We start from the raw sequence: 25,300 nt of genomic DNA on the forward strand, positions 1-25,300 counted from the left end.
GAAAACCGCGCCTACCCACGGAGAGAGACATGGCAGAACGCCTAAATAATGACTTTCAATTTCTGGATGTAGCACGCCAAGATCCAGAGAAAAAAGATATTACTGTCCGCAAAGCAGAATTTGTGGAAATTTATAAACCTTTTACATCGGAAACAGTTACGAATCAGACTCACCGTTGTTTAGGTTGTGGTAACCCATATTGTGAATGGAAATGTCCTGTACATAACTACATTCCAAACTGGTTAAAACTCATTGCTGAAGGCCAAATTTTCCAGGCTGCTGAGCTTTGCCATCAAACCAACACACTACCTGAGGTATGTGGTCGCGTATGTCCACAAGACCGTTTATGTGAAGGTGCTTGTACTTTAAATGATGGTTTTGGTGCAGTAACCATTGGTAATGCTGAAAAATATATCAACGATACAGCCTTTGCTTTGGGCTGGCGTCCAGATATGTCAGGCGTAAAATGGACTGACAAAAAAGTTGCCATTATTGGTGCTGGCCCTGCTGGTTTAGGCTGTGCAGATATTCTAGCTCGCGGTGGTGTTAAACCAGTTGTATTCGACAAGCGTCCTGAAATTGGTGGCTTACTTACATTTGGTATTCCAGAATTTAAAATGGAAAAAGATGTGATGAAACGCCGCCGTGAAATTTTCACAGGTATGGGCATCGAATTCCGTTTAAATACTGAAATTGGCACAGATGTAACCATTGATGAATTACTTGCAGAATATGATGCGGTGTTCATGGGTATGGGAACTTATACCTACATGAAGGGTGGTTTCCCGGGTGAAGATCTTAATGGCGTTTATGATGCTCTTGATTTCCTAATCTCTAACGTGAACCGCTGCCAAGGTTGGGAAAAAGATCCAAGTGAGTACATCAGCTTAGATGGTAAAAAGGTGATTGTACTTGGTGGTGGTGATACAGCGATGGACTGTAACCGTACTTCATTACGTCAAGGCGCTCATGATGTAACGTGTGCATACCGTCGTGATGAAAGCAACATGCCGGGTTCTGCACGTGAAGTAAAAAATGCCTATGAAGAAGGTGTAAAATTCCTATTCAATCGTCAACCGATCGAAATCGTTGGTGAAAATGGCAAAGTGACAGGCGTAAAAGTGGTAACGACCCAAATGGGTGAGCCAGATAGTCGTGGCCGTCGTAGTCCTGAACCTGTTCCAGGTTCTGAAGAAGTATTACCAGCCGATGCAGTTTTACTTGCATTCGGTTTCCGCCCAAGCCCAGCGGATTGGTTTGGTAACGCGAATATTAGTCTTGATGGTTCAGGTCGTGTTGTCGCAGCTGAAAAACAAGAATTCAAATTCCAGACATCAAACCCGAAAATCTTTGCTGGTGGCGATATGGTGCGTGGTTCAGATCTAGTCGTAACCGCGATTTGGGAAGGCCGTCAAGCTGCTGAAGGCATTTTGGATTACCTTGGTGTTTAATAAATTAATTTGTTAAAACACTCAATAAAAAAGCCTACTTCAAGTAGGCTTTTTTATTGTCTACCATTAGTCACTTTGATGTTTTTGGCAAATATAATAAGCTTTTTTGCCCTTTTTAGCTTTTTAAGCTCGCGACATACTCAAAACTTCCTTCTTCAATACAATAGGTGTTGAGTATGAACATCGCAGGTATGACGGCAGAAAAATCATATTTAAATCGTCGAAAAGCGTTGGGTATTACAGTGCGTCGTCTTGAATTTAATCCAAAAGCGATCAAGCGGCACTATTTTGCAAATTCACCCCTCATGTCTCATTTTTTAACTGCACTCTCATCGACGTTTCCGGTAGGTGAGCAGTTTTTCGTAAATAGCGTACGTAATGTGCGTGATAAAGTTTCAGACCCTCAATTACAAGCGCAAATTGCAGCTTTCATTGGACAGGAGGCTATGCATTCAAAAGCACATGGAGAGTTTAATGAAGCTTGGCGCCGTGATGATTATAATCTGGATAGTTTTCAAAACTGGTTAAATGAGCGGGATAAATACTTAAGAACGATTCCACCTAAGCTGCAATTAGCACTTACCTGTGCTTTTGAACATTTTACAGCTCTCCTTGGAGCATATGTCTTACAACATCCAGAGCTGTTAAAAACGTTAGATCAAGATGCGTTAAAACTTTGGGTATGGCATGCGATTGAAGAAATTGAGCATCGTTCAGTCGCATTCGATGTCTATCAACATGTATATGGAGATGACCGTATTCGTCGTTTACTCATGCGTAGCGTCACTACTGGGTTTGCGAGTCTGGCTTTTTATGGGACAACTCGTTTATTTTGGCAAGATAAATGGAACAGCTTACCTAAAATCGGAGGTAATTTATTTGGGTCATATTTGCTGATAAAGATGCTTGTCCAATTAATGCCTGAATACTTTGCATATTACAAAAAAGATTTTCATCCTAGTCAAAAGGATTACGACAAGATGGTCGATTACTGGAAAAGTTCTTTAGCTGAAGAATATCAAATGGCAAGTTTTCAACAAGAAAAACATCAAAGATTAAGTTAATAGAAAACTGGATTTAAAAATCCGGTTTTTAAAAATCAATAAAATAAAAGCAACACAATAATGCCAAATTCATCATACAATCGGGTAAAGAGGTCAAAAATATAAAGAAAAACTTGAGGATAATGTGACGATGAAAACATTGAAACAATTTGCAATCGCAACGACACTTGCCAGTACCTTACTGTTTTCGGGATGTGGCTATAACACTCTACAAGTAAAAGATGAGGCTGTAACAGCAGCGTGGTCTGAAGTACAAAACCAATATCAACGTCGTTCAGATTTGGTACCAAACCTTGTAAATGTGGTAAAAGGTTATGCTAAACATGAAGAGCAAGTATTAACCGAAGTAACACAGGCACGCTCGAATGTTGCAGGTTTAAAAGTTGATAAAGAAGTTCTAGAAGATCCAGCTTTACTTGAGAAATATCAACAGGCTCAAAGTCAATTAACAGGGGCATTGTCTCGATTGATTGCTGTGTCTGAAAACTACCCAGATTTGAAAGCCAATACTCAATTCCAGGAATTACAAGTTCAGCTTGAGGGTACAGAAAACCGTATTGCAGTTGCACGTAATCGTTATATTACAACAGTGCAAGATTACAACGGATATGTACGCCAGTTCCCGCAAGCAGTGACCGCAAAAGTAATTGGTATGCATCCTAAAGCCAATTTCTCTGCAGAAGCTTCTGCACAACAGGCTCCAAAAGTTTCTTTTGATTAATTTAATAAATCAAAGGAGTGCTGTATGAGAAATATTATATTGCTTCAGTCTAAGCAAATTAAGGTCTTTATTGCGACCTTAATTTTGCTCTGTTGTGGTGTTCTTTTTCAGAATACGGCATGGAGTGAAAGTAATATTGCAACTGCTACTGATGAGACCGATGCAGTAGTAGCGGGCAAAATCATTCAAAAACAGCAAAATCAAGCCACTGCGTCTAAGACAGGTGAACAAGCTGCTTCAAGTGTTGTTGCCTCGCCTAAAGTCTCTAACGATATGGCAGACGGTGAATCAATTCGTGGTTTGCCAACTTTAAATCAGCCTGTTATTGATCAAGCTAACATTTTAAGTGCAGCTGAGAAACAGCAGCTTGACCAAAAAATTCTAAGTTTATACCAACAAGGCAAAGCGCAAATTGGTGTCGTTATTGTCCCAACTACGGGTCAAGAAGATATTTTTGATTATGCATTACGAGTGGGTGAGCAGTGGCAATTAGGATCATCTAAACGTGACAACGGATTACTCATTGCAGTTGCGGTGAATGATCGCCGCATACAAATTTTAACTGGATATGGTTTAGAAGGCGTATTGCCTGATATTGTGGCAAGTCGGATTATTCGAAACCAAATTACACCTTATTTTAAACAAGCCCAATATGCACAAGGTTTAAATGCAGGTCTTGATGAAATTGGAAGGATTTTAAATCTTGACCCAGAAGTCGCTCAGCAAGCTGCTCAAGATTTAAAAGAACGCCAACATCAAGCTGCGGAAGAGCAACAAGCCAAACAAACAACCCTGACAATGGCTTTATTTATTCTTGTTGCTGGAATTGTGGGTTCATTTATTGTAGGACGACCTCTTAGTGCATCTACTGCAGGTGTTGCTGCCGCGGTAGCAGGTTTTGTAAATGGCGCAGGTCTAGTGACTAGCTTATTACTTGGTTTTGGAATCTTCTTTTTACTCATTACTTCTATTGCCCAACTTATTTTACAGGCCATTCTAAGTGGTTCTGGCGGTGGTGGCCGTGGAGGAGGCTTCGGTGGTGGTGGCTATGGTGGTGGTGGAGGTCGTTTTGGCGGTGGAGGTGCTTCAGGCTCATGGTAACAACATCAGAAACAACACAAATTATTACTCAGCCAAAAATTGAGGAATCTGTAGAGCCAAGCCTAAAACGTTGGTTTAAACATTTATGCTATTTTCCGGCCAGTAGTCGTTATTTTTCAAAACAAGATAAGCAAATTATTGCCGATGCTGTACAGCGAGCAGAACATGGACATGTTGGCGAGATACAGGTGGTAATTGAAGGCCATATTCCATGTTCACAAGCCTATAGACAAAATACACGTTTAAGAGCACAGCAGTTATTTGCAGAGTTGGGCGTTTGGGATACTGCATTAAATAGCGGCGTATTGTTATACCTAAATTTATGTGAACGTACTGTAGAAGTTATATTTGACCGAGGTATTAGAAATGCGACTAACGATCAGGTCTGGCAGCAGATTTGTGAGTCTATTGTTCAAAAACTTAAACAAAAACAATATCAACAAGCTATCGTGATGGGTGTGCAGCAAATTGGAGAGGTATTGTCACATTTTTATGATGAAAACATGCCCGATCAATCCAATGAATTGGGAAATGCTCCCATTATTATTAATTAAGTTATTTTCTAAAAGTTCTATATCTCATAATTTTAAAATTTTATTTCTTAAGGTGGTTGACAAAAAATGTCACCTATTTATTTATTTTTAAAGAGAATTTGTTCACAAAATAAATATAAATTTTGATAAGTTTTGTTTATTTTTTTTGATATGTGATCTGTTGTAATCAAAAGTTATGTGACGATTTTTGTCAGTTATTTACAGTGATTTTAGATTAATTAAATTTTAAAATAAATATAAGCTTTTGTTTTATAAGTAAAATAAAAGTTGGCATGGTTGCTGCTATATAGTTGAGAGCTGAAAAAGCTTATATAAAAACATACATACAATCTTTGGGGAAAAGGCTATGAGTGCACAAAAAGGTTTTACGTTAATTGAATTGATGATCGTGGTTGCGATTATCGGTATTTTGGCGGCAGTTGCTTTACCTGCATATCAAAATTATACAGTTAAAGCGCGTGTTTCAGAGGTTATTTTAGCTGCGTCTTCATGCCGTAGTACAATTACCGATATCGTTCAAAACTCACCAGTTAAAGATTTAGGTACAGCTTTGGGTTCAAGCTGTACAATAACAGCAACTAAAATGGTTGCTAGTGGTTCTGCTTCTAACGCAGGTGTAATCACGGTAGTAGGTAATGAAACTAATATGAGTGGTGAAACAGATGCTACCCATAATGCTATTGATTTAACGCCAATGATGAGCGCTACTACTGCATTAGTAGCAACTACTGATGGTGGTAAAACGATTCAAGGTTGGAAATGTGGACCTGCAGCAACAAATCCTATGCCAAACAAATATTTACCAGGTTCTTGCCAAGGTACATATTAATAATTAAGTACTTTTAAAAAGACTGGTTAGCCAGTCTTTTTTATTTGAAATATAAAAATCAGCATGAGTTTCTCGAGATGACCAAACGCCTAAAATTTTTCTTTAGCCATTTATCTATTTCTATTTTACTGGCTTTAATAATCATTGCTTGGGTTTTCCTTATCTGGTATCCGCAGCCATTAGCACAAGCTGTTGGTGTTACTCATATTTTTTTAATGATGGTTGCAATAGATGTAGTATTGGGGCCTGTTCTTGGCTTTGTTGTCTATAAAGAAGGCAAAAAAACACTTAAATTTGATCTTGTTGTGATCATTTTAATTCAACTTTCTGCATTAAGTTACGGTTTATATAGTATTGCACAAGGCCGCCCTGTGTGGTTGGTGTATAACGTAGATCGATTTGAACTCGTGCGTAATAATGAAATTATTGAGACTAATACTCAAAAAACTCAAGCACAATTTAAGACTCCTTCATGGTTTAGTCCAAAGTTTGCAGCTGTCCAAATAGCTAAAAATAATGATGAACGTAGCAAGAATATGTTTGAAGAACTACTTGGCGGTGTTTCTTTAGCGCAACGACCTGAGCGTTACGTAAGTTTAGCTCAAGTAAAACTACAAATACAAAAACGTGCTCAAAACTTAAATGAACTAAAAAAATATAATTCTAAGCAGCAAGTAAAAGAAATACTAAAAAAATATCCATCAGCTGATGCTTGGATTCCTTTAAAAGCGAATGCTATAGATATGGTTGTTTTGATGAATAAAAGCTCTGCTCAGGTTGTTAAAATTGTGGATCTAAGACCTTGGAAGTGACACGTTGGATGAATGGATATTAATAGAACTCAATTCTTATTATTCTCTTCCATGTATAATTCTTTTAAGTTTTAGCCTCTAACCTGTCACTATGCAAATATTCTTCCTATTCCTCGCTGCAATTCTGTTAGGTTTTGCATGGTTATCTCCATTTCACTATAGCCCTTGGGTCATGTTCTCTAGTGAAGTGAGTACTTTTGGGGCTGGATTATGCGTATTAGCCGCCTTAATTCAACAAAATATAAAAATTCCCAGAGCACAGCTATTGTTGCTGCCATTTAGTTTAATTCCGATAGTGCAGTGGAGTTTTGGTTTAGTTTTTGATCTGAGCACAGCCTTATTAAGTTCATTTTACTTGCTAGGTTTTTGGTTTATGGTCTTGGCTGGTTACAACTTATCTTTAGATCAACAAAAGCGTGATCAAATCTTTTCGGGTTTTAGTTTACTCGTAATTATTGTATCTATTGGCACTAGCTTTATTGCAATTTGCCAATGGTTGAATATCGAGTCTTATATTCCTTATGTGCTTAAGTTGCTAGGTAATCGTCCTTACGGTAATTTTGGCCAACCTAATAATATGGCAACCTTTTTAATTATTGGATTATTAGGATGTTTGTATTTATATGAAAAGAATAAAGTAACAATCTGGTTGTTACTACCTTCAGCACTGATTATTTTGTTCGCGGTTGCATTGAGTCAATCACGCACCTCATGGATTGTTTTCCCATTTTTATTCGTCTATTGGCTGATTAAGCAATTTAAACAGCAAAAACGTTTTGGATTTATTCAAAGCCTTTTGTGGTGTGTGGGTTTTTTTGTAGTTGCAGGGGAAATTCTACCCATTGTAACGAATCTAATTGAAGCATGGTCTAGTACAAATGTAACCGAAGCAAGCACTTTGGTGGAACGAGCAAGCTCTGGGTATTTGCGTTTTAATATCTGGTCGCAAATGTTGCTTGCTGTGCAGCAGCACCCTTGGTTGGGATATGGCTGGAATCAAACCAGTGTGGCACAAATTACTGTTTATCCTGCTTTTCCGACAGGAGAGTGGACGACTAGTGCCCATAATGTATTGCTTGATTTAATTATTTGGAATGGCATTCCATTAGCTGCTGTAATCATTGCTTACTTTACGTGTTGGTTCCTTTGGCTGAATCAACAAGCTAAAAATACCATCTCGATTGTAGCGATTATGATGGTATGTACCGTGCTTACTCATGCCATGTTAGAGTTCCCACAGCGCTATGCTTATTTCTTACTTACTTGTGGTTTTTTACTTGGTGTTATTCAAGCACAGAGTCCAGTACTCAAAGGAATTGTGCTTAATAAACAACTTTTCCGCTTAATATGGGTTACAAGTTTACTACTGATTATTGCGATTTTACGTGATTACAATGTGTATGTTCTAAATAGTAATTTGCTTTTTAATAATAAGCGTCCAAATGCTGAATTTATGGGAAGCAGTAAGATTTTTGTTTTAACGCAATTTGAAGAGCGTTTAAAATGGATTGAACTTAATTCTGAAACTGCATTACCCGAAGCTGACTTAGTTCATTGGGAAAATTTCGTAAAGAATAAACCTACTCCCTATAACTTACGTAAATATGCAAAATTACTAGCTTATAATGGAAAAGTAGAGCAAGCAGAGCAGCAAATATTTATTTTACAGCATCTCTATAAGCAAAAAATAACGCTACCAGAGTTATTAAAAGAAAAGTAATAAAAAAATCCCCTTGTATTCAAGGGGATTTTTTTTATGAGAAATTACATTTGACTCTGGATGTAATTTTCAATACCAACGCTGCCGATAAGGTCAATTTGGGTATCTAACCAGTCCCAATATTCTTCTTCTTTTTCTAAAATTTCTTGAACAAGATCACGAGTCACATAGTCTTGTTCTGTTTCAGCGAGTGCAACTGCTTTTTGAATCGCTTCTATATTTTCTTTCACTTTACGAATGTCACATTGCAGAACTTCTTCTGTATGTTGACCAATATAAAGTTTGCCTAAGTGCTGAAGATTAGGTAAACCTTCCAAGAATAAAATACGTTCAATAATTTTGTCTGCATGCTTCATTTGGCGAATGGATTCTTTATATTCAGCAGAGCCAAGCTGCTCAATTCCCCAATCATTAAACATGCGTGAATGCAAAAAGTATTGATTAATTGCAGTTAGATGATGATACAGCACTTGGTTGAGCTGATTAATGACATCACGATTGCCTTTCATTGTAGCTACTCCAAAACAATTTCTGCCTTAATTCAATTAAGGCAATCTATAAAACCATTCTAGTGAACAAACACTGATATGGCGAGTAATTTATAGAACAGCAAATGAAAATCGCAATCAAAAACAACACAATATTAGGAAAGGAGAGTTTCCAACCAAAAAAAACCGCTTGAATGAGGAACTATTAACGTTCCGCAAAAAGCGGTGGAGGAGCTAATAAATACTATTAAATTTTTATAAATCTTTTACGCAGCTACAGAAATACGAGCAGCGATTTCTGCTAATTCTTCATTAATAATAGCACGTGCTTCTGGTGCACAGCGTCCACAGCAAGTACCAAGATCAAGCAAATCACGAATTTCGCGATAGCTTTCTGCGCCATTTTCAACAGCGTCTTTAATATCTTGATCGGTAATGCCACGACACAAGCAAACGTACATGGGAGTGATCCCCAAATATAAATGCGATAATTGATATTATTGATAATTATTATCGTTTGTCAATGAAATTCATTTAAAATCTCATTTATTATTATTGGGAATTTGGATAAAAAAATACCACCTGAGCGGAAATCTGAGTTATGTTCAGATTTTATACAAAGGTGGTTCATGATTTAGAGTTAAAAATTTAACGGAAAATATTTAATGTATTTCTATATCTTATTGATTAATAACTACAATACCATCCATTTCAACTAAAGCACCTTTTGGTAAACTTGCTACACCAAGAGCTGCACGTGCAGGATATGGTTGAGCAAAATATTCACCCATAATTTGGTTTACAAGTTGGAAGTTTGATAAATCAGTTAGAAAAATATTGAGCTTGGCAATGTCTGCTAGAGAACCGCCGGCAGCTTCACAAACTGCTTTTAAATTATCAAATACACGGCGAATTTGAGCTTCAATACCTTCTACAAGTTCCATACTGTATGGGTCTAAACCAATTTGCCCTGAAAGATATAATGTATTATCTACTAAAATGGCTTGAGAGTATGTGCCGATAGCAGCAGGGGCATTTTCAGTATGAATTACTTGGCGGGACATTTGGTTCTCCTTGATTAAATCTCATTTCATCATAATCGATGATCGCTTTGGACAAAAGTATCATCGATTTAATTGATTAAGTGGATTTGGAAAGTTTGATTTTGTTAAAGAAACATAAATCTGACCAATAGCCCTTGTAAAGACTTAGCTTACTTTTGAAATTTCCATCTGTGGATTAGGCGCATCCAAACGCTCAATGCGCGGAAAACCATAATGCATACGTAAGTCACGGATGACTTTTGCAATATGTTTACGGTTGTTCACCACAATATTAACAAAAGTTCTTTGCTCATTTGAGTGAACCATTTCTACCCCTGCATTGTTTTTACGGCATTGATAGATCAGGTCTGATACCTGTTCATCATTCATTGCCATTTCTATAGCGAGATAGGCTGTAAAACGAACATCGTCTACGTCATCTGCTTTCCATTGAAGCGGCATAATATTTTCAGGATGTAGATGTTGTTCATGTAGCAAGTTATGGCAACGGATACGATGCACAATTAACCCACGACGTGTTAAATGCCCTTGAATTGGGTCACCCAAAACTGGATTACAGCAATGCGCATATTTAACGTCGATACCTTCAGTACTTTGAATGAGTCGATCTGAATTTTCCACTTGTGGATGCTTATCATGAGCAAATAAGTGATTAGCTACAAGTTGAGGTAGTAGGTCGCCAACCGCAATTTGTTCAAACAACGTATTTTTATTATCGATGTGGCGCCATTGAAGTAAATCTAACCAGTCGGCTTCAGAGAGATCGTTAATCGAACGGTTAAAGAGTTTCAGTGCTCGAGAAAGTGCTTGAGCACCGACTAAACGTTGTTCTTCAATATCTTGATCTTTAAGGACATGCTGTAAGGCACGGCGAGCTTTTTGAGTGTTAATAAAACTTAACCAGTCTGGGTTTGGTGTTGCTAAAACATCCGTAATAACTTCAATAACCTGACCGCTGATTAATGGTGTAGACAGTGGTTTAATCTCGCCATCTACTTTTGCACCAACGGCATGGTTACCTAAAAATAAACTGGCTGAATAAGCAAAATCAACTACGGTAGCACCTTGTGGTAACTCGTGGAGCTGGCCATGCGGAGTGTAAACCCAAATTTTTTCTTGATGTAAGTAATCTAGTAAATCATTGAAGGTCGTTTTTGCACATTCTCCATCGATCAGCGTATTCAGATTTTGCATTGAAGCCTGAATAGCTGAACGACAAGTTTGCGGTGCATTTTCACCAAGCACTACCCCAAAGCGAGCAGCTTTACGCATAAGCTCGGTTTGAATGGTAAGAGAGAGAGTAGTTTTTTCGCCTTTTAGCTTAATTAATAAAGACTGGTTGCCACCTGGTAGCGGACGACGGATATGGTCTTGATATTGAATGACCTGAAAGTTTTCTCTTAAAGCATCAACTAGGCGGTCACAGTCGGCAATTGATTGTAAAACGATTTCAAAAGCATGGCTGTGGGTAAGCTCTTGTAGATCCATCTCATTTTTAACGAAATGGCGTAATAATTCGATATTGTTATTTTTCTTTTTAATGCGGCCTTGAATATGATAATTATGAAGAAGTTCAGCGAGGTTTTGTTCCCAGATGCTTTGATATTTACATCGCTCTGGTTTGGTTAGACGTAGTGCATTTTGCACGTTATCAAACATATCAAGATCAAGATTTTGATAACAAAGATTTTCTAGATTATCCCCCATTTCATTCATGCCGACTAATCTTGCCATTGGCACAAAGATATCAAGAGTTTCTTGAGCAATACGAGCGCGTTTATCTGGACGCAAAGCACCTAGAGTTGTCATATTATGATAGCGGTCGGCTAATTTAATAATAATGACACGTGGGTCCTGTAGGGTCGCTTGCAAGATTTTTCTAAATGAGGCGGCCTTGTTATATTCTTTATCACTGGATTGGCTAAGTTTGGTTACACCGTCTACCAGCTCGGCAACTGTCAGGCCAAATTTTTCAGTAATATCTTCTTTTGTATATTGAGTATCTTCAATAACATCATGCAAAAGAGCTGCCATTAAGGTTTCAGCATCTAAACGCATGTTCGCAAGAATACAGCTGACAGCAATTGGATGCAGAATGTAGGGTTCACCACTTTTACGTGTAATGCCAGTATGCGCTAGATCGGCAAAATCACAGGCAGCAAGCACTTTCTCGACCTCACTTACCGATAAGTAAGGGTCGATAATCAATTTAAGCTGTTGCTTGGCTTGGCTGACCTCTTCGCCTGGCATAAATCACCCTTTTTCCTAATACTGAAAAACTAAATCTATCTACTTCTTAATGAAAAGCATATTGCGGAACTTGTCAATTTTTTCATTTGAAAAAGTGTATTTTTTTTTCAATGAAAATAATTGCTTTTTTCAATATCTTTAAATTCAAGACAAAGCCAAATAAAAAACCACCGCAGAAAAACGATGGTTTTTTTATGAAACAGAATTAATTAGAAAGAAAAACCTTCTAAATTCAAGCTGTTTGTAGAAAGAGCAAGATCAAGACTAGAAGTTTGATAATCTTGTTCACGTTGCTTAAGAATTTCTTTCGTAACGTGCCCTGCCGCGATTTCACGCAAAGAAACTACAGTCGGTTTGTCGTTATCCCATTCTACAGTTGGCTCCATGCCTTGACGTGCCAATTGACGAGCACGTTTACTTGCAACGAGCACAAGCTCAAAACGGTTGTCTACATGATCTAAACAATCTTCAACGGTGACGCGTGCCATAAAAGTTCTCGTTTTGGAATGGTGAATTTGAACAGACTAAACAGTATAAAAGGCTTTCGATCTAGACTCAAGTTATTCCTGTTTTGGTTGAGGAGTAATCAAGTCTTGAATTAATGTTTGATAACGTTTCGCTTGCTGAGATAGCACTAGACGGTTTGCTGTGATCACAGCTTCAATCTCATGTAAGGCTTTATTAAAGTCATCATTAATAATGATGTAATCAAAGTTCGTATAATGCTGCATATCTTCAACTGCACAGCTTAAACGATGTTCAATGACTTCAACTGAGTCTGTGCCGCGATTAGATAAACGCTGACGAAGGTCAAACTGTGTTGGCGGTAAAATAAATATTTGCTTGGATTCAGGAAAAAGTTTGCGTACTTGCTCTGCACCTTGCCAATCAATTTCAAGTAGAACATCGTGTCCTTGAGCTAACTGTTGTTTTACAGTTGCTTGAGAAGTGCCATAGTAATTACCAAATACTTCAGCGTATTCAATAAAACCGTCATGGTTGACTTGGTCTAGAAATTCATCTTTTGTAGTGAAGTGATAGTGAACACCATCTAATTCACCGGGACGTTGACCTCGGGTAGTATGTGAGACTGAAACATGTAAATTGCTCACACGGTCAAGCAGGGCTTTCACCAAAGATGTTTTGCCCGTTCCTGATGCAGCAGAAACGACAAACAATAGACCCGACATGATATTTTTCCTGATATGATAAAATATCTTCGCTATTGTAGTGTACCGTGCGTTTAAACTGAATAGTTTTAATTGCAAATATTCAAGAGAAATTCCCCTGTTTTATTAATTTTGAGGCTGTTATGGAAATTGTGTTAGCTAATCCGCGTGGTTTTTGTGCCGGTGTTGATCGAGCCATAGCAATCGTCAATCGGGCTTTAGAATGTTTTAACCCTCCTATTTATGTGCGTCATGAGGTTGTACACAATAAATTTGTGGTAGATGACTTACGTCAAAGAGGGGCGGTTTTTGTTGATGAACTAGATCAGGTTCCGGATGACTCAATTGTAATTTTTAGTGCTCACGGTGTTTCAAAAGCTGTTCAGCAAGAAGCGGAGCGCCGAGGTTTAAAAGTATTTGATGCAACTTGTCCTTTAGTTACTAAAGTTCATATTGAAGTGACTAAATATGCGCGTGAAGGTACTGAAGCCATTTTAATTGGTCATGAAGGACATCCAGAAGTTGAAGGAACAATGGGCCAATATGATAAATTGAAGGGTGGTGAGATTTATCTGGTTGAAGATGAAGCTGATGTTGCTGCGCTTGCAGTTAGACATCCTGAAAAACTTGCATTTGTAACTCAAACAACTTTATCTATTGATGATACGGCTAAAGTTATTGATGCTTTGCGTGCAAAATTCCCTCATATTCAGGGGCCGCGTAAAGATGATATTTGCTACGCTACTCAAAACAGACAAGATGCTGTACGTGACTTGGCTGAACAGTGTGATGTGGTATTAGTTGTAGGCTCGCCTAATTCGTCAAATTCAAATCGTTTACGTGAGCTTGCAGAGCGTATGGGTAAGGCGGCTTACCTTGTAGATAATGCTGATCAGTTAGAACAGTCATGGTTCAATGAGACTTGTAAAATTGGTGTGACAGCGGGTGCTTCAGCACCAGAAATTCTAATTAAGCAAGTGATTCAACGTTTACAAGATTGGGGCGCGCAAGCACCTAAAGAATTAGATGGACGTGAAGAGAATATAACCTTTAGCCTTCCTAAAGAATTACGTATTCATGTGACTCAAGCATAAAGTGTGACTTATTTAACATACTGATTTTAAAATAGTAAAACAGATAATTGTTGATATGACAGTTATCTGTTTTTTTATACCCTTCATCTGCTTTGTATTTGTTTTGTAAATCTAAACCGTAAAATTTAAATAATAAATAAAAAATTCTTAAGTTTATTTGGGGTTCTGGGGATGAGGGGAATTATTCCGCAAGAAGGGTTCACCTTGGTTGAGCTTATGGTGACGATTATAGTAATGACCATCATTGCGATGATGGCCGCACCGTCTTTTACTCAACTCATGGCTAAGCAAAAATTAAATGCAAATACGAGAGAGCTGATTTCTACCTTATCTCAAGGACGTAACCAAGCTGTTTTATTAAGAACGAATGTTACTGTCCATTTAGGTGATGGAACGAATACAAATACAGATTTTTATTGGGAACCCACTTCAGGAAATCGAGTAACTGCACCTACATCTATAAGTAGTATTACCTTTGGTAGAGATGGGGCGTTAGTTTTAGGTATTTCAGCTGATACGGATTTTGTGATTTGTAATTCAATCGCTAAAACTCAAAAATCTTTTGCATTAACCCGGATGGGAACTGTTTATTCAAAAAATGATGGAACTTGCTCATGAATAAATATAACCAAAAGGGCATAGGGATGATGGAAGTATTAGTTGCTTTGCTGATTCTTGCGATAGGGGTTCTAGGATTTACTGCATTGCAGTTAAGAGCCGTTGATGCCACCGATGAGGCTATGAGTAAAATTCAAGCCATGAATCTTGCCAGAGATTTAGCTGAACGTATTCGTGTAAATAGGACTGCATTTAGTACCTATGGCGATAATTTAAATGCAACAACACAAAGTACAACAGCGACTCCAGAATGTATTCAAACGACAAATACAACGCCATGTACTACGTCTGTTCAAATGGCAAATTATGATACGGCACAGGTTGTGAGTCAGGCAAATAATCTAGGAATGACGATTCGTTTACCTGACTGTCAGGTGAGTGGTACTCAAAACCGCAAGTGTGTCTATGTCGCATGGGGAAAAACAAAAGCAATAAATAGTTCTACTGATTCAGATGCTTGTACGAATGGTGGTGCATATTTGCCTCAAGCAAAATGTGTCATCATGGAGTTATATTGAGATGAATAAAATATATATTCAGCAGGGATTCACACTTGTCGAATTCATGGTGGCAATTGTTTTGGGGCTATTGATTACAGCTGCTGCCACTCAGCTATTTCTTACAGGACAAATTTCTTTAAATACTCAACGCGCGATGGCTGATCTACAGGAAAGTGGAAACTTTGGATTACGCTATATCTCGAATGACATTCGTAAGAGTAACTATGGAAACAATAACATCATAAATGATCGACTGGCTAACGGTGGAATTGTAATAACCACGAGACAAACTTCCCGTTTCCCAGCAGTAGCAAGTCCAACTTATACGGCAGATACGATTCCAACGAATATGCCAGACACAATTCCGTCAACAGTAGCTGTGCCAGTGACAAGTTTCGCTACCAAGGCCAGTAACGTACAAGTTTCGGCGGTACCACCCGCTACTGGAAAGGTAAATCAAGGTAGCGATCAATTAGTTGTCCAGTTCTTTGCAGAGCAGGCCGGCGTTGATTGTGAGGGTAATAATTATGAGGCGAATAGATACATTGTAGAGCGTTTCTTTTTAAGATCAGATTCAAATGCCATATCAAATGAACCTAATACTGCATTAGCACTTGCATGCGAAGCGGGGTCGTATGTAGCGGGTGACACCACGATTTTAAAAAATCCTTCAACATCTACCACTGTATTTGGTGCGACCGAAGGAGAAATCTTGGTAAGACGTGTAGATCATTTGCACTTTCTGTTAGGTATTTCTGATGATACCAATACAACAAATTTTCGGTATATCTCGATTGGGCAATATCTTGCTTTGAATGCAAATCCGCGTCCGCGAGTCAATTCCATTCAAGTTGGTGTACTTGTACGTTCCAATGAAAGCATTCGTGAGAATGGTTTGGTTTCAGATAGCCAAACTTATAAAGTACTTGATCAAAATGTATCTATTAAGGTGCCGACGGGGAACCCTCCAAAATATTTGCGTACAGTTATTACTCAAACTATCGCCTTGCGTAATGGTTTGTTTTCTCAAGATACGGCGGTAATGTAATGAAAGTACAAAAGGGTTCAACATTAATCGTTGTTTTAATTTTACTGCTAGTGATTACAGTAATTGGGACGTTGGCTGTTCGTCAGAGTCTAACAAGTTTAAATATTGCAACAAACAGTCAAGCGCAACAGTTACTCATGCAGTCATCTGATTCTGTACTTTACCGATTAGGTGCAGAAGGCTTCGCTAGTACGAGTGGTAATCCCACAAGTCTACTTGGCTATGCATTACAAAATCAGGGGAAAGAAGTAGTTTTTTGTTTTAGAAGTCAGACCTCTCCTGCAACGTCTTTCTCTGTCGCAAATACGAGTATTTTACAATGGAACGAAGAAAATACGGACATCACTGTAAATGGTGTATCTGGATTTTGTGATTTAAGTGCAGTTAATGATTATGCTAGCCGTCGCAAAGCACAAATGACACAAGTTGCTATTGTTGTAAATCCACCGCTAAGTACACCTGCACGCCCATTACAAATTGTCACTTTAGGGAGTGATCTTGAAAGTTTAGGGAAATTGGATAATGAGCAAACAAAAAGAATAAGAGTATATGTGACATCTATTTTACCCAATTTATCCGATGCTTCTCAGACTGCTATTACAAATTGTCTGAAACGTCCGAATAGCCAGCCATTATCAGGTTCAAACTCAACAGTATCGAGTTGTTTACAAGATTTGAATGTTCCATTTAATACGCAGTTCCAGGATTTTGTGTTGAGTACATATCAACGTCAGAACTCGGTTTAATTGGATTATTGGGGAATAGATGAAATGAAGATATTAAATACAAAAAAAGCTAAAGTTTTAAAGTGTAAAGTACTCGTCATGGCGATATCTGCCATTATGACGAGCACGGTAACAACATCAGTTGTTCGAGCGAGTGATGTGCAAATTTATCAAAATCCAACGGCAACTAAATATCCGATTATTATGTTGGCAATTGATAATTCTTTTAGTATGACAATTAATGATGCCTATTATAACAATACAAGAATGTCACGTTTAGATGCTCTGAAGCGCTCTTTAGTCACTGCTTTACAGGCTTTAAACACAGATGGTACCTATAAAATTCCTAATATCACTTATATGGGATTAACTAAATTTGCTGGTGATGTTAGTAATCCTAGACGTTCTAGAATTTGGGTGCCAGCAAAAAGACTAGATGCTTTAGTATCAGGGACAAAAACACAAAGACAATTTCTAATAGAGCAAATTAATGGGCTAGGTGCAGATTCAAGTACACCTACTTCAACTTTATTTGCGGAAACTTATGCCTATTTATTGGGTAGCCGTACGGATAGTCCTAATGCTGTAAATAACTTTTCAAATGGTTACCAAGCAGATCTTTCTGGTATGAGTAATGCTGCAACAGGTACTGTTTCAAACGGAAAATATATTGCGCCAATTGAATCTTTACCGAATGAAAATGATAAACAGTGTTCAACACAGGGTGTATTCTTTTTAACCGATGGTGCACCTTCTGGTATTCCAGCAACAAACACACAATTATTACTTAAGAATGTTGCTGCAAATGCAGGCATCACAGGAGTGGATGCTAATACCATTAGTGGTTCTGTTACAGATGTACCTGCTGTTTATTATAACTATAGTAAAGCTCGTAATTCAGCTACCACAAATGGTGAGTTTTACGAGATGAAACTATCAGCAGCGGATAATGAGGTGACGACTAATAATACAGTAACAGGTTATCAAGATCGAAGTGGGTGGTCATATATTGCAGATCTAGTTAAAGCGACATCAACAACTGCAACACCTATCTCAAAGAAAAGAATTTATTTAGCTACAGTTGGATTTGGACCTCTTTTTAATACCGCAGTTAATAGTGGTGGTAATCAGGTTGAAACCTGTGACAAAGATTCAACTGGACGCAATATCCATTGTTATATTGGTTCTAGGGGAGCTGTAAATACCAATTTGGGTAATTCTGATACTAGCCCTTACTCTAACACTCTTAATGCTGATGCATTAAAGATGTTGGGAGATAAAGTTGGTGAAGGTGATACTTATGGAACCGATAAACCTATTGGGGGCTATACCTATGCAGATACAGGTGAAAAAGTACAAAATGCTTTATTAAGGTTTGTAGGCGCAATTTCACAAGGGACTTTTGAGGCAGCTAGTTTCGGGACTTATGTGGTACCAGCTGATCCAATGGCAACCAGTGCATCTTATTCTTATGTTTTTGCACCACAGTTTCAGCCTAAAGTAAGTGGATCGGGTGGGACAATAGTCTCTACGCAACAGTTATGGTTAGGGAATCTTAAAAAATATACCTTAAATTCATCTGGTACTATGGTTGATGTGAATGGTAATACCGTATTAAAAAATACAGGTGGTATTAATACTTTAACTCAGGACTTTTGGAATGCTGAGAATATTAATGATGGAGACGATGCTCTCAAAGGTGGGGCATGGTCACAACTATCAGTGCCAAATACGTCTTCAGGTACGCTCAGCACGGTAACTAATGCTTCAGATATTCAAACCCGGCCTCTCTACATTAATGCAACTATTCCGACAGCTTTAACTGATACGAATAAAAATAAAGTTGTAGCTGCAAATAGTTTAACTCAACTGAGTACGCAAACTGTTCTGACTGCTAGCTATATTGACAGTACAGCAGGTTCAGGAACGACAGCATGGCGACAAAACGTTTACCAACCTTATCTGTTATCTGCACTAGGTTATAAGCTTACAAAAACTGAATTAGAAGCCAAAACAGCAGGCTATAAGTGGGATACTGTTGATAAAGTAAAAAACTTAAACGTTATGCAGCAAATGGGTGGCGTATTACATTCTGACCCATTACTAGTGACTTTAGAAGCCAAATATGACCCAACTACAGGTGCAATTTTAAGTAATACTCAAAGTACAGTAAACCGTAAAGATTATATTGTGATGGGATCAATACAAGGTTTACTGCACATACTGAATCAAGCCACTGGTAAAGAAGAAATGGCTTTTCTTCCCAATGAAATTCTTCAGGATGTTAATCGTCGAGATGCTTTATTAGATGTAAGTAATACAACAACATCTACAACAAATCCATTTTATGGTATCGATGCTCAATGGGGTTCATGGATCGAATATAGTATTGATGCGACGAATAATAAATTTAAAGCCAATATTGCCAATATTTATGGTGGTATGCGTATGGGTGGAAAAAGCTATTATGGCTTAAATATTAAAAATCCAGCAGATCCAAAATTTTTGTTTCAGATTGACCCTGTAAATGGGGTAATTAATAGTGGTACCAGTGGTGTGTCTGCTACAGGGAACCAAGTAACTGCACTTCAGGCAATGGGGCAGAGTTGGTCCAAGCCAACACTTGCAAAAATTCGTTTCAATAATCAAGTCAAAAACGTCATGATTGTAGGAGGGGGATATGATCCAGCTTATGAGACGGATGGTTATCAGCCGACTTCAACCACTGTAAATGCTGGCGCTGGTATTTATATTTTTGATGCGACTACAGGTGCTTTATTGTGGGATGCTCGTTACGGTAGTAGTAATAGCACTAGTACGGTTGATGTCAAGGATAGTAATTTAAAATATAGCGTAGTGAGCCAAATCAAAGCTTTCGATCGAGATGCAGATGGTTTGGTTGATAATTTATATTTTGGTGATTTAGGTGGGCAAATCTTTCGCGTTGACTTGAATAATGGTTATGGAACATCAACAACAAATTTTGGTCGAGTAAATCGACTCGCGAACTTTTCAGCACTTAACCAGCGTTTCTATGAAATGCCGACTTTAAGTATTCATGATCGTAACGGTAGCCGTTTTGGTGTGCTTGGCATTGCTTCTGGTAATCGAAGTTTTCCTTTGAACAAAGCCAATAGCAATGATAATCGAATTTATGCCTTATATGATTATGATATTGCTTCATCTAATTTATACAGTTCAACATTCTCTAAAACCAGTAATTTAACAGAATCAGATTTATATAATTGGAGTGCTATTGCTAGTACCAATGTAGCAAATCTGATGAACAATACGAAAAAGGGTTGGTACTATGTTTTGCGTGAAACTGATGGAACAGCCCAAACTGCAAATACGGGTACAGTAAAAGCACTTAATGGATACCTTGTGGTTGCAAATACCGCTCAATTTTCAGATTTCTACGTATCTTTATATAATCCAAATCATGCTTCAACCAAACAGCCAAATGCGTGTACAGGGGGTATTACAGGTTCAAGTGTAATCCGCCGTTTATGTTTACCTTATGGGGTTTGCGGGGATGCAACCGATGCTACTAATTTTAATGCAAATAAGATTGGTGGCAATGTCGGTAATGCTTCTGATGGCATTAGTAAAATTAATGCGGGAGGATTTTCAAATGGCGTAAATAATTTGATTAAACTTCTACCAGAAGTTGGGCGAAATTACAAAACGACAAAAATATTTCAAAGTACAAATTGGTATGAGCGACAATAGGGGATCTCTATGAAAAAAAATATGGGATTTACCCTGATTGAGCTAATGATTGTCGTCATGATTGTCGCTGTTTTTGCAGCAATTGCGATTCCATCATATCAAGCTCAAATTCGCCGTGCAGATACCGCAGCAGTCCAGCAGGAATTACTAAAGCTTGCTGGACAATTAGAAAGATATAAAAGCCAAAACTTTTCTTATCATGGTTTCGATCCTAAATATTTATATGGACAAACCTCAGCAATGAGTAGTATGGATTTTCCAAGCAGTACCAATAAAAAGTACACGATTACATTAGCTGATGTTAGTGAAACAGATGCTACTACTTTACTGGCTAGTAGTGCTGGATTGGGCCAAAGATGGGCGATTAGAGCAATACCGGAAACGGCAGGGTATGATGCTCTGTTAGTTACCAGTACAGGGATTAAATGTAAATCTAAGTATTTAGTGGCAAATGATCTAACTAATATCAATAATTATACGGGGTGTGCTACAAATGCTGAAAAATGGTAGTCACCAAGGATTTACATTAATTGAGCTGATGATTGTGGTGGCGATCATTGCAATTCTGGCAGCAATTGCTTACCCGTCTTATACTCAATATAAAATCCGTACTAATCGTACGGATTTACAAGCTGAGATGCTGCGTATTAATCAACGATTACAAAGCTATAAAGTTGTTAATCATAGTTTTAATAATGCTACTTTAGATAATGGTACAGCCTCTCAAAATTATCCTTTAGCAGGAACTGCTTTTTATACTGTAACTTTAGCGATTGATGCTGATAACCAGGGATATTTGCTCAAAGCCACTCCAATTATTACTTCTATACAAAATGGTAATGGTGAAGTTTGCGTAAATCAGGATCAACAGCGCTACTGGTCTAAAGGTCTAGCCTGCTCATTAATAAGCTTGTCAAATACATCAAATTGGGATGGACGTTAATTTAAATTCAAAACTGCGGATAACTCAAAAAATAATCTTTCTTTCAGGGCGAAAATCACGTAGAATGTCGCCCTCTATGAAAGGGGTTTGAAGTGTTGCCGATGGTCGGCGCAGGGATAATCCGTAAGAATTATAAGGCTTTTATCATGGTTGTTATTCGTTTAGCACGTGGCGGCGCAAAAAAACGTCCATTCTATCAAATCGTTGTGACTGACAGCCGCAATGCACGTGATGGTCGTTTCATCGAGCGTATCGGTTTCTTTAACCCGACTGCACAAGGTCAAGCAGAAAAACTTCGTTTAGACGCAGACCGTTTTGCTCACTGGGTTTCTCAAGGTGCTCAACCTTCTGAACGTGTTGCTTCTTTAGCTGCTCAAGCTAAAAAAGCTACTGCATAATTTTTTGTAGTAGGTAGCCCATGACATCAACACAGAATGTTCCCGAAGATCGTATTCAGATTGGACAGTTACGTTCAGCTTATGGATTGAATGGGTGGCTCTGGGTGTATTCAAATACAGAACCTATGAGCAACATGTTTGACTACCTGCCTTGGTACATTGAGACCAAGGCAGGTTGGCAAACAATAGATGTAAAACGTTGGAAACCACATGGCAAAGGTCTAGTTGTTGCTTTGAAAGGTGTGAGTGATCGCACTGGAGCAGAAAACTTGGTTGGCGCTAATATCTGGATTGCTAAGTCTCAACTGCCAAAAGCAGATGTAGATGAGTACTACTGGTCAGATTTAAAAGGCTTAACAGTGTTTGGTCTTGATGATGAAGAGCAGGAAGTAAACTTAGGTAAAATTCATGAGCTGTTTGAAACTGGAGCTAATGATGTGATGGTGGTACATGCTACCCCAGACAGCGTTGATTCAGAAGAACGCATGATTCCTTGGCATAAAGATGTAGTACAACGTGTTGATCTTGAAGCTGGTCGTATTTACGTCAATTGGGGCGTAGATTATTAATCCTTTTAGGATTAATACAGCAGGAAAATAGAGGAGTCTGTGATGTTTTTTGCAGTCATTACGCTTTTTCCTGAAATGTTTGAAGCGATTACAGCCTACGGCATCAGCGGACGTGCGGCAAAACGAGATATCGTACAAGTTACTTGTATTAACCCTCGTGATTTTGCTGAGGGAAACTACAGAAGAGTGGATGAACGTCCATTTGGTGGTGGTCCTGGGATGGTGATGATGGCTGAGCCTTTGGCGAAAGCAATTGCGCATGCCAAACAGCTTGCCTCACAAGCAGGACATGCTCATGTTCCTGTGGTGTACATGTCTCCACAAGGCAAAACTTTAAATGAACAGGCAGTACAGCAGTTTGTTGATTACGACGGCTTAATTGTACTGTGTGGACGTTATGAGGGAGTGGATGAGCGTTTGATCCAGCATTATGTTGATCAGGAATGGTCAATTGGTGATTACGTTTTATCAGGTGGTGAACTGCCCGCTATGGTGTTACTCGACAGTATTATTCGCCGTTTGCCGAATGTAATGTCAGATGAGCAGTCAGCAGTACAAGATTCTTTTGTTGATGGTCTTTTAGATTGTCCACAATATACAAAGCCAGACCATTTTGAAGGGTTGGATGTACCGGAAGTTTTAAAATCTGGACATCACGGCAATATCGAAAAATGGCGCTTTTTGCAGCGTTATCAACGAACTTTAGAACGTCGACCAGAGTTGACCGAGAAAGTAGAGTTGAATAAGCAGCAGAAAAAATGGCTAAAAGATGCGCAAGAGAGCGGTGGTAATTTTTAACCACTATTCTCAGGAACGGAAGTTCTGCAAAAATACGAGAAGCAATGCTTCGAGTTAAAGCATGATTCTATTTAATGAATAGTTTTATGTATATTCTAAGGCTCTTTATAGACATTTTGTCGTAAAGGGAAAGATAAACGGGTTGATATGCGCTTTAGCCTCTATCCCCAGCGGAATTTCAGACCTCTTCTGACTCCGCACATATTGGAGATTCCCACAATGAGTGGTAAACATCCTTTAGTTCAAGCTGTTGAAAATGCACAGTTAAAATCTGATATCCCTGCTTTTGCTCCTGGTGACACTGTTATTGTCCAAGTTAAAGTAAAAGAAGGTGAGCGTGAACGTCTTCAGGCATTTGAAGGTGTTGTAATTGCTAAGAAAAACCGTGGTTTGAACTCTGCGTTCACAGTACGTAAAATTTCTAGCGGTGTTGGTGTTGAGCGTGTATTCCAAACTCACTCACCAGTTGTTGCTAAAATCGAAGTGAAACGTCGTGGTGACGTTCGTCGTGCTAAACTTTACTACCTCCGTGACTTGTCTGGTAAAGCTGCACGTATTCGTGAAAAATTACCAGCTCGTAAAGCGTAAGCTTATCGCGAGTAAAAAAATGCGCCTTTTGGCGCATTTTTTGTTTTAAAAAATTACAGTCCTTGAAGTTTCAAACGGTTTGCATGTTGACGGTAAACCGAGACCGGATCTGATGCAAAAATAGAACGTATTCCAAGTACTTGGTTCACTTCATCTAAATGATTCCAGTTGTAATCATCACGAATTGTTTTACCAAATTTGGCACTGCATCGAGAAACAAGTCCATCATTATCACCAAATGGATCGACCACTAAGCTACTGCCTGTAAGAGCAATATCAAATGGATCTAATGGATTGGTTAAGGCTTTATTTCCAGAGAAAGAATACATATAGATGCCTTTCTCTTGATATGCTCCCTCACCACAAGAGGTGGTTGGTATACCCATAGGGAATTGAGTATTAAACTGAGCTGAACCTTTAGTTGATAAGCTATGGGCGCCTGCTAAAGAGTCATGCGGATAGCTAGTCGGATCTAGACCTCCTGCCCAAGTAATCGCTGCTGAAAACCAATTTACTAACGTTGCCAGTCCAGACAGAGGAGTACCCTCAACGTTCAGAATGACATCTGCCATTGGTGATCCCTTATGAGGCGCACCAATTGTGGTAAGTGAGGCAACTTTTTCTGGCATGATACCGGCCACATAGCGAATTGTTGGACCCCCATGGCTATGACCGATTAAGTTGACTTTAGGTTTACCAGTAATGGCAATAATCTCTTCTACTTGCTGGGCAAGTTGTTCTCCACGAACTTCTGTTGAGTTAAATGGTGAGACCCTTGTAGCCCAGACATTTCCTCCATTGCGGGCAAGATCAGGAAGAATTTGGTACCAGTAATCGAGACCAAGCGTATCTGTTCCGATTCTGTTAAAACCCGCCATACCATGATTAAAAACCATTGGATATTTTGTTTGCGCGTAAGATGAATAAACGAACGAGCTTTTAACTTGTTCAGCATTTGTTGCATGGGCCGCTGAAATACTCAGTCCTGAGAGCATTGCAGCGCAGAAAAACATTAACTTCCTTTTCATTTTTTACTCACTATTTTTATTTTGTATGAAAAGCAG

Annotated in this window: 27 protein-coding genes and 2 pseudogenes; 20 read left to right on the forward strand and 9 right to left on the reverse strand. The window is 38.5% G+C overall.

Annotation, left to right across the window (positions count from 1 at the left end; translation table 11 throughout):
- Window positions 1-29 precede the first annotated feature (29 nt).
- From AOLE_RS01570 to AOLE_RS01605, 8 genes are all read left to right on the forward strand, one after another.
- Window positions 30-1,451 carry an FAD-dependent oxidoreductase gene (locus AOLE_RS01570; RefSeq protein WP_013196701.1) on the forward strand — a complete coding sequence of 474 codons (1,422 nt, stop codon included), beginning with the start codon at window positions 30-32 and terminating at the stop codon, window positions 1,449-1,451.
- Window positions 1,452-1,627: 176 nt separating this feature from the next.
- Window positions 1,628-2,515 (forward strand): metal-dependent hydrolase, encoded by an 888-nt coding sequence (locus tag AOLE_RS01575; RefSeq protein ID WP_013196702.1) that lies wholly within the window; start codon window positions 1,628-1,630, stop codon window positions 2,513-2,515.
- 130 nt (window positions 2,516-2,645) lie between these two features.
- Window positions 2,646-3,236 (forward strand): LemA family protein, encoded by a 591-nt coding sequence (locus tag AOLE_RS01580; protein WP_013196703.1) that lies wholly within the window; start codon window positions 2,646-2,648, stop codon window positions 3,234-3,236.
- Between the two features lie 24 nt (window positions 3,237-3,260).
- Window positions 3,261-4,337: a TPM domain-containing protein gene (locus tag AOLE_RS01585; RefSeq protein WP_013196704.1), complete on the forward strand. Its 1,077-nt coding sequence runs from the start codon at window positions 3,261-3,263 to the stop codon at window positions 4,335-4,337.
- Window positions 4,331-4,891, forward strand: a complete 561-nt coding sequence (locus AOLE_RS01590; RefSeq protein ID WP_013196705.1) for a TPM domain-containing protein — start codon at window positions 4,331-4,333, stop codon at window positions 4,889-4,891. Before AOLE_RS01585 ends, AOLE_RS01590 begins: the two co-directional genes overlap by 7 nt.
- A 346-nt stretch (window positions 4,892-5,237) precedes the next feature.
- Window positions 5,238-5,720 carry a pilin gene (locus AOLE_RS01595; protein ID WP_013196706.1) on the forward strand — a complete coding sequence of 161 codons (483 nt, stop codon included), beginning with the start codon at window positions 5,238-5,240 and terminating at the stop codon, window positions 5,718-5,720.
- Window positions 5,721-5,797: 77 nt separating this feature from the next.
- Complete coding sequence (gene tfpZ / locus AOLE_RS01600) at window positions 5,798-6,532, forward strand: TfpX/TfpZ family type IV pilin accessory protein (protein WP_013196707.1); 735 nt, start codon at window positions 5,798-5,800, stop codon at window positions 6,530-6,532.
- Between the two features lie 91 nt (window positions 6,533-6,623).
- Window positions 6,624-8,252: a PglL family O-oligosaccharyltransferase gene (locus tag AOLE_RS01605; RefSeq protein ID WP_013196708.1), complete on the forward strand. Its 1,629-nt coding sequence runs from the start codon at window positions 6,624-6,626 to the stop codon at window positions 8,250-8,252.
- A 44-nt stretch (window positions 8,253-8,296) separates the two neighbouring features.
- On the opposite strand, the gene bfr is transcribed toward AOLE_RS01605, so the two are convergent.
- From bfr to gmk, 7 genes and pseudogenes are all read right to left on the reverse strand, one after another.
- On the reverse strand, window positions 8,297-8,761 hold the full coding sequence (gene bfr, locus AOLE_RS01610; RefSeq protein ID WP_000678123.1) for a heteropolymeric bacterioferritin subunit Bfr: 465 nt from the start codon (window positions 8,759-8,761) through the stop codon (window positions 8,297-8,299).
- A 245-nt stretch (window positions 8,762-9,006) separates the two neighbouring features.
- Window positions 9,007-9,201, reverse strand: coding sequence for a bacterioferritin-associated ferredoxin (locus AOLE_RS01615; protein WP_004789790.1), 195 nt, complete (start codon window positions 9,199-9,201; stop codon window positions 9,007-9,009).
- Between the two features lie 219 nt (window positions 9,202-9,420).
- Window positions 9,421-9,804: a RidA family protein gene (locus AOLE_RS01620; RefSeq protein ID WP_004789789.1), complete on the reverse strand. Its 384-nt coding sequence runs from the start codon at window positions 9,802-9,804 to the stop codon at window positions 9,421-9,423.
- Window positions 9,805-9,948: 144 nt separating this feature from the next.
- Complete coding sequence (locus AOLE_RS01625) at window positions 9,949-12,054, reverse strand: RelA/SpoT family protein (protein WP_005301002.1); 2,106 nt, start codon at window positions 12,052-12,054, stop codon at window positions 9,949-9,951.
- A gap of 39 nt (window positions 12,055-12,093) precedes the next feature.
- Window positions 12,094-12,183: pseudogene (locus AOLE_RS20230) on the reverse strand (hypothetical protein); the annotation flags it as partial.
- Window positions 12,184-12,263: 80 nt separating this feature from the next.
- On the reverse strand, window positions 12,264-12,542 hold the full coding sequence (gene rpoZ, locus AOLE_RS01630) for a DNA-directed RNA polymerase subunit omega (RefSeq protein WP_002116990.1): 279 nt from the start codon (window positions 12,540-12,542) through the stop codon (window positions 12,264-12,266).
- A gap of 72 nt (window positions 12,543-12,614) precedes the next feature.
- Window positions 12,615-13,244, reverse strand: a complete 630-nt coding sequence (gmk, locus tag AOLE_RS01635) for a guanylate kinase (protein WP_004789787.1) — start codon at window positions 13,242-13,244, stop codon at window positions 12,615-12,617.
- 122 nt (window positions 13,245-13,366) lie between these two features.
- Here gmk and ispH point away from each other — a divergent pair, with 122 nt between their 5' ends.
- Window positions 13,367-14,317: a 4-hydroxy-3-methylbut-2-enyl diphosphate reductase gene (gene ispH / locus AOLE_RS01640; RefSeq protein WP_013196710.1), complete on the forward strand. Its 951-nt coding sequence runs from the start codon at window positions 13,367-13,369 to the stop codon at window positions 14,315-14,317.
- Here the strand turns inward: ispH and AOLE_RS19640 are convergent.
- Window positions 14,283-14,583: pseudogene (locus tag AOLE_RS19640) on the reverse strand (hypothetical protein); the annotation flags it as partial. The gene ispH and the pseudogene AOLE_RS19640 overlap by 35 nt on opposite strands.
- Here AOLE_RS19640 and AOLE_RS01645 point away from each other — a divergent pair.
- From AOLE_RS01645 to rplS, 11 genes are all read left to right on the forward strand, one after another.
- On the forward strand, window positions 14,489-14,935 hold the full coding sequence (locus AOLE_RS01645) for a pilus assembly FimT family protein (protein ID WP_013196711.1): 447 nt from the start codon (window positions 14,489-14,491) through the stop codon (window positions 14,933-14,935). The pseudogene AOLE_RS19640 and the gene AOLE_RS01645 sit on opposite strands and share 95 nt — an antisense overlap.
- Window positions 14,932-15,453: a type IV pilus modification protein PilV gene (gene pilV / locus AOLE_RS01650; RefSeq protein ID WP_013196712.1), complete on the forward strand. Its 522-nt coding sequence runs from the start codon at window positions 14,932-14,934 to the stop codon at window positions 15,451-15,453. Before AOLE_RS01645 ends, pilV begins: the two co-directional genes overlap by 4 nt.
- A 1-nt stretch (window position 15,454) precedes the next feature.
- Complete coding sequence (locus AOLE_RS01655; RefSeq protein WP_013196713.1) at window positions 15,455-16,483, forward strand: PilW family protein; 1,029 nt, start codon at window positions 15,455-15,457, stop codon at window positions 16,481-16,483.
- Window positions 16,483-17,229, forward strand: coding sequence for a PilX N-terminal domain-containing pilus assembly protein (locus tag AOLE_RS01660; RefSeq protein ID WP_013196714.1), 747 nt, complete (start codon window positions 16,483-16,485; stop codon window positions 17,227-17,229). The genes AOLE_RS01655 and AOLE_RS01660 overlap by 1 nt, the downstream gene beginning before the upstream one ends.
- Before the next feature lie 24 nt (window positions 17,230-17,253).
- Entirely contained in the window at window positions 17,254-20,940 is a 3,687-nt protein-coding gene (locus AOLE_RS01665) for a PilC/PilY family type IV pilus protein (protein ID WP_013196715.1), read from the forward strand.
- 21 nt (window positions 20,941-20,961) lie between these two features.
- Complete coding sequence (locus tag AOLE_RS01670) at window positions 20,962-21,450, forward strand: type IV pilin protein (RefSeq protein WP_303621105.1); 489 nt, start codon at window positions 20,962-20,964, stop codon at window positions 21,448-21,450.
- A complete protein-coding gene (locus AOLE_RS01675) occupies window positions 21,434-21,883 on the forward strand; it encodes a type IV pilin protein (RefSeq protein WP_013196717.1) in 450 nt (149 codons plus the stop codon). The genes AOLE_RS01670 and AOLE_RS01675 overlap by 17 nt, the downstream gene beginning before the upstream one ends.
- 146 nt (window positions 21,884-22,029) lie before the next feature.
- The gene (rpsP, locus tag AOLE_RS01680) at window positions 22,030-22,281 is read left to right on the forward strand and encodes a 30S ribosomal protein S16 (protein WP_000260334.1); all 252 of its coding nucleotides are present in this window, start codon (window positions 22,030-22,032) and stop codon (window positions 22,279-22,281) included.
- A 20-nt stretch (window positions 22,282-22,301) separates the two neighbouring features.
- On the forward strand, window positions 22,302-22,850 hold the full coding sequence (gene rimM / locus AOLE_RS01685; protein ID WP_004789777.1) for a ribosome maturation factor RimM: 549 nt from the start codon (window positions 22,302-22,304) through the stop codon (window positions 22,848-22,850).
- Between the two features lie 42 nt (window positions 22,851-22,892).
- Entirely contained in the window at window positions 22,893-23,648 is a 756-nt protein-coding gene (gene trmD, locus AOLE_RS01690) for a tRNA (guanosine(37)-N1)-methyltransferase TrmD (RefSeq protein WP_013196718.1), read from the forward strand.
- Between the two features lie 219 nt (window positions 23,649-23,867).
- Window positions 23,868-24,236 (forward strand): 50S ribosomal protein L19, encoded by a 369-nt coding sequence (gene rplS, locus AOLE_RS01695; RefSeq protein WP_004789772.1) that lies wholly within the window; start codon window positions 23,868-23,870, stop codon window positions 24,234-24,236.
- Between the two features lie 53 nt (window positions 24,237-24,289).
- On the opposite strand, the gene AOLE_RS01700 is transcribed toward rplS, so the two are convergent.
- Window positions 24,290-25,231, reverse strand: a complete 942-nt coding sequence (locus AOLE_RS01700) for a lipase family alpha/beta hydrolase (RefSeq protein ID WP_081399246.1) — start codon at window positions 25,229-25,231, stop codon at window positions 24,290-24,292.
- Window positions 25,232-25,300 lie beyond the last annotated feature (69 nt).

Origin of the sequence: Acinetobacter oleivorans DR1 (genome assembly GCF_000196795.1) — a bacterium.
Lineage (GTDB): Bacteria > Pseudomonadota > Gammaproteobacteria > Pseudomonadales > Moraxellaceae > Acinetobacter > Acinetobacter oleivorans.

What these genes read in the sequence shown, in the direction of transcription:
- AOLE_RS01570 (WP_013196701.1), top strand. Translation starts at nt 30, where the DNA reads ATGGCAGAACGCCTAAATAATGACTTTCAATTTCTGGATGTAGCACGC.
- AOLE_RS01575 (WP_013196702.1), top strand. Translation starts at nt 1,628, where the DNA reads ATGAACATCGCAGGTATGACGGCAGAAAAATCATATTTAAATCGTCGA.
- AOLE_RS01580 (WP_013196703.1), top strand. Translation starts at nt 2,646, where the DNA reads ATGAAAACATTGAAACAATTTGCAATCGCAACGACACTTGCCAGTACC.
- AOLE_RS01585 (WP_013196704.1), top strand. Translation starts at nt 3,261, where the DNA reads ATGAGAAATATTATATTGCTTCAGTCTAAGCAAATTAAGGTCTTTATT.
- AOLE_RS01590 (WP_013196705.1), top strand. Translation starts at nt 4,331, where the DNA reads ATGGTAACAACATCAGAAACAACACAAATTATTACTCAGCCAAAAATT.
- AOLE_RS01595 (WP_013196706.1), top strand. Translation starts at nt 5,238, where the DNA reads ATGAGTGCACAAAAAGGTTTTACGTTAATTGAATTGATGATCGTGGTT.
- tfpZ (WP_013196707.1), top strand. Translation starts at nt 5,798, where the DNA reads ATGACCAAACGCCTAAAATTTTTCTTTAGCCATTTATCTATTTCTATT.
- AOLE_RS01605 (WP_013196708.1), top strand. Translation starts at nt 6,624, where the DNA reads ATGCAAATATTCTTCCTATTCCTCGCTGCAATTCTGTTAGGTTTTGCA.
- bfr (WP_000678123.1), bottom strand. Translation starts at nt 8,761, where the DNA reads ATGAAAGGCAATCGTGATGTCATTAATCAGCTCAACCAAGTGCTGTAT.
- AOLE_RS01615 (WP_004789790.1), bottom strand. Translation starts at nt 9,201, where the DNA reads ATGTACGTTTGCTTGTGTCGTGGCATTACCGATCAAGATATTAAAGAC.
- AOLE_RS01620 (WP_004789789.1), bottom strand. Translation starts at nt 9,804, where the DNA reads ATGTCCCGCCAAGTAATTCATACTGAAAATGCCCCTGCTGCTATCGGC.
- AOLE_RS01625 (WP_005301002.1), bottom strand. Translation starts at nt 12,054, where the DNA reads ATGCCAGGCGAAGAGGTCAGCCAAGCCAAGCAACAGCTTAAATTGATT.
- rpoZ (WP_002116990.1), bottom strand. Translation starts at nt 12,542, where the DNA reads ATGGCACGCGTCACCGTTGAAGATTGTTTAGATCATGTAGACAACCGT.
- gmk (WP_004789787.1), bottom strand. Translation starts at nt 13,244, where the DNA reads ATGTCGGGTCTATTGTTTGTCGTTTCTGCTGCATCAGGAACGGGCAAA.
- ispH (WP_013196710.1), top strand. Translation starts at nt 13,367, where the DNA reads ATGGAAATTGTGTTAGCTAATCCGCGTGGTTTTTGTGCCGGTGTTGAT.
- AOLE_RS01645 (WP_013196711.1), top strand. Translation starts at nt 14,489, where the DNA reads ATGAGGGGAATTATTCCGCAAGAAGGGTTCACCTTGGTTGAGCTTATG.
- pilV (WP_013196712.1), top strand. Translation starts at nt 14,932, where the DNA reads ATGAATAAATATAACCAAAAGGGCATAGGGATGATGGAAGTATTAGTT.
- AOLE_RS01655 (WP_013196713.1), top strand. Translation starts at nt 15,455, where the DNA reads ATGAATAAAATATATATTCAGCAGGGATTCACACTTGTCGAATTCATG.
- AOLE_RS01660 (WP_013196714.1), top strand. Translation starts at nt 16,483, where the DNA reads ATGAAAGTACAAAAGGGTTCAACATTAATCGTTGTTTTAATTTTACTG.
- AOLE_RS01665 (WP_013196715.1), top strand. Translation starts at nt 17,254, where the DNA reads ATGAAGATATTAAATACAAAAAAAGCTAAAGTTTTAAAGTGTAAAGTA.
- AOLE_RS01670 (WP_303621105.1), top strand. Translation starts at nt 20,962, where the DNA reads ATGGGATTTACCCTGATTGAGCTAATGATTGTCGTCATGATTGTCGCT.
- AOLE_RS01675 (WP_013196717.1), top strand. Translation starts at nt 21,434, where the DNA reads ATGCTGAAAAATGGTAGTCACCAAGGATTTACATTAATTGAGCTGATG.
- rpsP (WP_000260334.1), top strand. Translation starts at nt 22,030, where the DNA reads ATGGTTGTTATTCGTTTAGCACGTGGCGGCGCAAAAAAACGTCCATTC.
- rimM (WP_004789777.1), top strand. Translation starts at nt 22,302, where the DNA reads ATGACATCAACACAGAATGTTCCCGAAGATCGTATTCAGATTGGACAG.
- trmD (WP_013196718.1), top strand. Translation starts at nt 22,893, where the DNA reads ATGTTTTTTGCAGTCATTACGCTTTTTCCTGAAATGTTTGAAGCGATT.
- rplS (WP_004789772.1), top strand. Translation starts at nt 23,868, where the DNA reads ATGAGTGGTAAACATCCTTTAGTTCAAGCTGTTGAAAATGCACAGTTA.
- AOLE_RS01700 (WP_081399246.1), bottom strand. Translation starts at nt 25,231, where the DNA reads ATGCTCTCAGGACTGAGTATTTCAGCGGCCCATGCAACAAATGCTGAA.